The following is a 6,030-nucleotide window of genomic DNA, read 5'->3' as shown; positions in this document are numbered from 1 at the left end:
CGGTGGTGCAGCCGGGCGGGTTCATGAGCGCGATGCACATGAACATCGAGGCCGACGCGATCAATGCGGTCAACGATGCGTTCCTGATCCGCGGCGCCGACGGCAGGGTGGACGAGGCCGCGACCGTGGCTCTAGTCAATCAGATGAAGGCCAACCTCGGGCTGAACTACACCGAGAGCACGGTCGCCGACGACATCCACACGCGGTTCATCAAGGAGAAGAAGGGGTTCGGGCCGCTGGGGCAGATCGTGGCGATGGTGGCCGCGGTGGCATTGGCCGTAGTGACGGCCGGAGCGGCATCTGCAGCCATCGCTGCGGCGCAGATCGCAGCGGCGGAGGCCGGTATGACTGCGCTTATCGCCACGGGATCGATTGTCGAGGCGACGGCAGCGGGCGGCCTCCTTGCTAGTTCTGCATTTGCAGCCGGAGGCATGGCCAACCTTGCCATCGCCGGTGCGCTTGGTAGCATTGCCTCAAGCGCGACCATTCAGATTGGCATGACTGGCACGATCAAGCTCGATCAACTGGCGACGGCGGGTCTCGCGGGAGCGGTAACCGGGGGGCTGGCGGGGTACTTTGGGTCCAGCTACGGCGTGGACCGTCTGCTGGCGTCTGGTGCGGCTGGTTGTGGTACGGCTGCGATGCAGGGCGGCGACTGCAAGGCAGGGGCCGTGACTGGCTTGGCGACGGCTGCCGTCGCTTGGGCGGCCGATGCGATGCGTCAGGATCAGATTGAGTCGTCTCAGCGATTCAAAGGCATCTACGATGCAAGGGATGAAAATGGGCGACTGATTTCGAATGCTACTGGATCCAGCTCTGGTATTGACGGCGACGGCATGAAGATTGCCGGGACGCGCGTTAGCGCTGACGACTTGCGAAAATACGGAATAGTTGCCGAGCGACCGGATGGGGCCTGGGATTTCACCGGAACAGGAATCAACCCGGATACGAATGACAAATGGACTCTGACCGAAGCTCTCAATAGAGAGGGGGGGCTGACCGGCGGATTCCAAGGGCTGCCAGGCACCCTTGCTAAGTCACCCTACCCTCCGGGCACGTTCACGGACAAGGTGCTGGAGTCCTTCGCCGGCCCTCATGACTATCTAGGCAGTTTGACTGCCTATGACCAGCTGGGGAATCTGAAGGAAGGGATGACGAGCTTTCAACGGATGATGTTTGAGATCCAGACCGATATCGATATTCCATTGGCAGCTCCATTCGCTGGCGTGACATTGCTCAATCAATACGGCATAGATTGGTCCGTCTTCCGCAACCAGAGCCAACAATCGAAGAATGCAAAATGAGTGCAATGAAGTTAGCCATCCCCTTTCTGGTCATGGCCTGCTCGGGTTGTTTCCACTCGCCGCCGAACTACCCTGGTGCTGGTGGTGAGAATATCGACCCGTCTCGCTATGTTGATGCAGCGTGTCCTGATTTGACCGGCCGGTATGACGGGAGGGGCGAACTTCTGGATGGAGACGCTACTGCGCAAGGTTGGGCAAAGACCAGGCGCTTAGACAATGTATTCCCATTTGCGAAAGCGGATGAGGTGTCTRCAATTGACGATGCCTCTAGGTCTGAGACAGGACGCTTCCAATACCCAAAGGACGGGCAAGTATCGCTGGTCAAGGAACGGATCTTCCAAAGTAGGTTCACATATCCAAACGGAAGAAGTGCAATACAGCAGTCTTCCTTTGAGGACAAAAAGCGCTTCGTTTGCACTGGGGCTGAAGGAAAAATAACCTGGGGCGGCGCGAGCAAGGGGGGGCGCTCCGAATTCGGACCGAATACATCTGATTCGGTGGCAATGCTTTACCTCGACGAGCATGGTGATCTCATCTATGAGAAATTTACGCAGATTCATATGAGGCTTCGGCTTGGGGGGATTCCCACGGGTACGGCCCAGCATTTTGCGAAGTATAGATTCAAGCGGATCCAGTGAAGAATGCCCCCTTCCGTCTGTGCTCAAGCCACGTGCGGCTCGCCGCGGGATATTGCCTGGCGAATTCCGCTAATCGGGCGCAGCAAGCAAAGGAAAAAATGGCGCGAGCCAAGTTATGTGTTGCTGGAATAGCTCTGAGTTGTACGGCCTGTCTCCATTCCCCGCTGAACTATCCCGGCGTTGGAGGTAATAATCTAGATCCTGCCGAATACGCGGCTGCTCACTGCCCGAATCTAAGCGGGCGATATGAAGGAATAGGTGAACTCATTGAAGGGGATGCAGCAGCACAACAAGCGGCAAGGAAATGGCGTTTATCAAACGCCTTTCCATTTCGGGACGCTCGTCAAGCGCAGGAAGTAATAGCGGCGTCTCAGTCCGGCGACGGACGGTCCCTTCCCCCTACCTTCGCAACGGTGCGGATGACGAACCGCTTTGCGCCAATCGCTCTGCAGTATGGGAACGGGAGGTCGTTTGAGTATGTTTCTTCTTTTGAGGACAAGGGAAAATTTGTCTGCACTGGTTCTGATGGAATCGTCTCGTGGGGAGGGGCAAGTGATGGGGGACGGTCTGAGTTTGGACCGAATTATTCCGATTCTGTTGTAACCTTGTACCTAGATCCATCAGGAAACCTCATCCTTGAGCGCGGAATGCAGGTCCACATGAGCTTGCGGCTAGGCTCGATTCCTACGGGGACGGCTAGGTACTTCGCGATCTATCGATTCAAACGTCTGCCTGAATGAGATTGCCCCCTCCTATCTGCTCCCGATACTTCTGGCTCACGGTTTGATTTTGCCTGGCGCTCGCCGGCTGCCCAATGCTTCCAGATCCTGATGGATGTCTTTCGCGATTGAATGCGCTTGGGAGCGCACCAAAACATGCCTTCCGCAAGCCAATGCCGCGATTGATTGCATGCTGCTTGCATAGCCTGCTGGCGCCGTTGCAGCAGCAGCCTCTCGCCATTGTGAATCGAATCGATGACATGTTCTGAGCACCGATGGCTGGGCGGCATCCGCTCAGCCATCAACGTTGCGCACTCGTCATGGCGGAGTAGTCGTGCGCGCTGGCCTCAGCCTCAGTTCGCGCGCTGCCTGCGCCCGCCCGCATCGCTTTCAACTTCGCCCATCGCGCCCCACTACGCCCGATGCACGGGGGCAGCTTCGCAGCCAGGCCTTCGTCAGATACACGCGAACGCCCATCTCCCTCTCACCTTTCGCGCGACGACCGTCGCTCAGCGGACGGTCCGGTAGAGATTCCGACTTCAACATTTTTCACATCTGACTAAATCGCGACCGTTGGTGCTCGCTCAAGCGTCAGATTGCTGTAGGTGCTCCTTGCTGGCGTATTTGCCCAAAAAGCAAAAAGTGTAAATGAACGATGAATTAGTACACGTCCGATTTTCCTGGTATTTCAACTCTGCTAACGTCGCGCACACATCTAGCGCGGTTGAGTCACCGGCCCGGTGTCCGAGTACCAGACCGCCATTGCCGATGTGGCCGGAGCCGGCGCGGGCATCCGCGTTTCCGCCCAGCGAGCCAATCAAACAGTCGCCAGCGACTGCTGGTTGCCGTGCCACTCGCACCGCCCGGCTATCTGAGGCTAAGGCGCCGCTCCTGCTGGCCACGCTCAGCTAGATCTCTTCAACAAAAAGGAGAAGAAATCCATGAACTCGCAATTCGAGCGTTACGCGATGACGGCTGTCGCGCTGGCCGTGACCATGACCCTGGCGGGATGCGGTGGCGGTAGTGACAGCCCGGAAACCGCTCACACTGATTCGGTCAATGGCGGTGGCACGATCACGCAGACAATCGACCCCACCGTGTTAGGTCAGGAGTGTTTGCAGGCGCCTGCGCAAGGCGCCAGGAGCCACGTCTCGGCATCCTGGATCGTGCCGGTCCAAGTCGACGTGGTGGATGTGGCCGGCTTGGGGACGCAGAGCTTTGACGGCAACGCCTACCCCGCGATTGACGTGCGGAATAGCAAGAACTTCTTCTTCGGCGAGGGGGAGCAGCACCACACTGTGTACTTGCATCCGCAGACCCCCGTCTTGCCGGCTGGCGCTGTGACATATGCCAAACCAGGCTCCGGTGGATCGGATCGACGCTACCGCTTCGACTACGCCGCCACCTCGCTGTCGGACCTGATCGCCTCGGGGAAGGTGCCTGCGGCAATGGCGTCTGGCGGGGGCGTTCCATGGAATAGTGCGATGCGCGCCAATATTCAGATGACGTCACCCGTGCTGGCCGGACTTGCCACCGGCCAATCCAGGACCTACACGATGTTCAAGCAAGCCGCGGACGGCACTGGTTCGTACGGGCTGACCTTTGGCGGGGTCATTACCGAGCTCAAGTTCACGTATCTAGGGCGCGAGAACGTGGCGGCGCCGGATGGCACCTACGCGCAGGCCTGCAAGGTTGCCGTCGAAGGCCAGGTGCTGGAATACAGCTACCGTAACGATGGCAAGGTCACGATTGAGCCAGTCTTCCACGGCACAGTCTGGCTGGCGCCAAACGTTGGGCCGGTTCGCGTCGCCCTCACGGATGCCGACGAAAACACGCCGGTGCTTGATCTGTTTCTTCCTGCTGCGCGTTGATTGACGAACTCGCGTTTTCCATCGCCATGACGATCTCACATCATCGGCAATTAGTTGCCGATGATGCTAACGATCCCCACGGGCGCGGCCACGCAGTTCTCAAAATATCGCTTCAAGGGAATTCGATGAGCAGTACATCCTCTTCCCTTGTGCGCGCAGGTCTACTGTTGCTTGAGCAGCGGGAGCAACGCAACCAACTGGAAGCGGAGGCGCTGCGCGCTGAGATCGCGGCGGCCCTATCGAGTGGTACCCCTGAGCCTGCCGAAGATCTGTCCGCGAGGTTCGAGAGCAAGTACCGCGCTACGGACAAGAGCAAGCACCGCTGATGCAGCTCACGATCACGCCGCTCGCCGGGCAGGATCTGGAGTCCACGTTCTTCATCTGTCCTCCTTCCTGCACCTGTCGATGTGAACCTGCCTCAGTTTCGCCGGCGATATTTGCGGCATGTCGTAGGCAATGTTTGTAGCCTCGGTGGTCGTGGAGAGAAAGAGCGGGTCGCCCCCGCCAACCTGACTCAGTTTCTTCAGTACATCTTGCCTGGGCGCCCCTATATCGCGTAGTTGAGCGGCCATGAAAAGGAGGTCGGCCACGCACTGGCAGACCGACATCCTTTGCGCCTTGCTTACCTCGCCTTGCCTCGCTTGCGTTTGCGCATAGGCTCCGGCAGCGACAAACAGGGCAACGGCTGCAAGCATTGCGGCTCGTAAAACTTGGTGGCTCATATTGTTTTGCCCCCTCTTCTAATGAGGTGGTCTGGTCCTGCTACGCTGGATTCGCGCTTGTGACCATTATTCCCTTGCGCAGGGGGCAATCTGTCTGGAACCGAACCTTCGGTGCGGCTTTCTACGACGACGCGTCAGAAGCTGATCGCCGCTGAGACCACGACGACCTGCTCATGCGACGTCGGGTTGAACCAGTACACCGCGGCGGAGGCGCGCTTGCCCTTTACTTGCGCAAAGACGCCGCGTTGCAGGTCGCGGCCGTTTTCATACGCGCGCGTGCGCTGTCCGGCAAGGCCGACGCGGAGCCAGTCCACGGGACGGAACGCTAGTTCGGTCCAGGCGTAGGTGTAGGCGGACGGCTTGGCGTTCGGCACGTATTCGAACTCGACATAGGCATCCGCATAGCGGCCGGTCACCGTGGCCTCGAATCCGGGCACCACGCTGTTCGTGCTGCCCGTGACCCCCCCCAGGATCGGCGTGACCTCGAGGCGCACGGCTTCGCCGGCGGCAAGGTTGTACCCGGCGAAGAATGAGTACGCGTCCTTGCCTTCATAGTTGCTCCGTGCTTCCAGGTGCAAGGCGCCGCGATTGGCGATGGCGATACCGGTGACATAGGCGTCGCTGCCGCTCGGCAGGTTGAGGTAAGCCGAAACCGCGCCACTCCACGTGGGCGCTTCCGCCGCGGGTGGCTGGCTTTCCCCGGCTGCGCGCGCATGCAGGGGCGCGGTCGCCGCGGCCAGCAGGAGGCAGTGCGCGGCCAGCCGGGCGGCCCACAT

General features: G+C 59.4%; 4 protein-coding genes and 1 pseudogene. 4 read left to right on the top strand and 1 reads right to left on the bottom strand.

Features of this window, described 5'->3' with window-relative positions; genetic code table 11:
- The 4 genes and pseudogenes from AC1DN0_RS32250 to AC1DN0_RS32235 all read left to right on the top strand — a co-directional run.
- A pseudogene (locus tag AC1DN0_RS32250) lies at nucleotides 1-1,304 on the top strand (hemagglutinin); the annotation flags it as partial.
- Nucleotides 1,301-1,942 carry a hypothetical protein gene (locus AC1DN0_RS32245; protein ID WP_477146292.1) on the top strand — a complete coding sequence of 214 codons (642 nt, stop codon included), beginning with the start codon at nucleotides 1,301-1,303 and terminating at the stop codon, nucleotides 1,940-1,942. The pseudogene AC1DN0_RS32250 and the gene AC1DN0_RS32245, both read left to right, overlap by 4 nt.
- 1,660 nt (nucleotides 1,943-3,602) lie before the next feature.
- Nucleotides 3,603-4,532 carry a DUF3108 domain-containing protein gene (locus AC1DN0_RS32240; RefSeq protein WP_441635048.1) on the top strand — a complete coding sequence of 310 codons (930 nt, stop codon included), beginning with the start codon at nucleotides 3,603-3,605 and terminating at the stop codon, nucleotides 4,530-4,532.
- Nucleotides 4,529-4,858, top strand: coding sequence for a hypothetical protein (locus AC1DN0_RS32235; protein ID WP_441635046.1), 330 nt, complete (start codon nucleotides 4,529-4,531; stop codon nucleotides 4,856-4,858). The genes AC1DN0_RS32240 and AC1DN0_RS32235 overlap by 4 nt, the downstream gene beginning before the upstream one ends.
- Before the next feature lie 530 nt (nucleotides 4,859-5,388).
- Here the strand turns inward: AC1DN0_RS32235 and AC1DN0_RS32230 are convergent.
- Nucleotides 5,389-6,030 (bottom strand): hypothetical protein, encoded by a 642-nt coding sequence (locus tag AC1DN0_RS32230; RefSeq protein WP_477104525.1) that lies wholly within the window; start codon nucleotides 6,028-6,030, stop codon nucleotides 5,389-5,391.

It is taken from the genome of Cupriavidus sp. 05N39 (genome assembly GCF_056397325.1).
This window is presented reverse-complemented; position numbering and strand designations above follow the sequence as displayed.

Coding starts and splice junctions, on each gene's coding strand:
- AC1DN0_RS32230 (WP_477104525.1), bottom strand. CDS start 6,030: ATGTGGGCCGCCCGGCTGGCCGCGCACTGCCTCCTGCTGGCCGCGGCG.
- AC1DN0_RS32240 (WP_441635048.1), top strand. CDS start 3,603: ATGAACTCGCAATTCGAGCGTTACGCGATGACGGCTGTCGCGCTGGCC.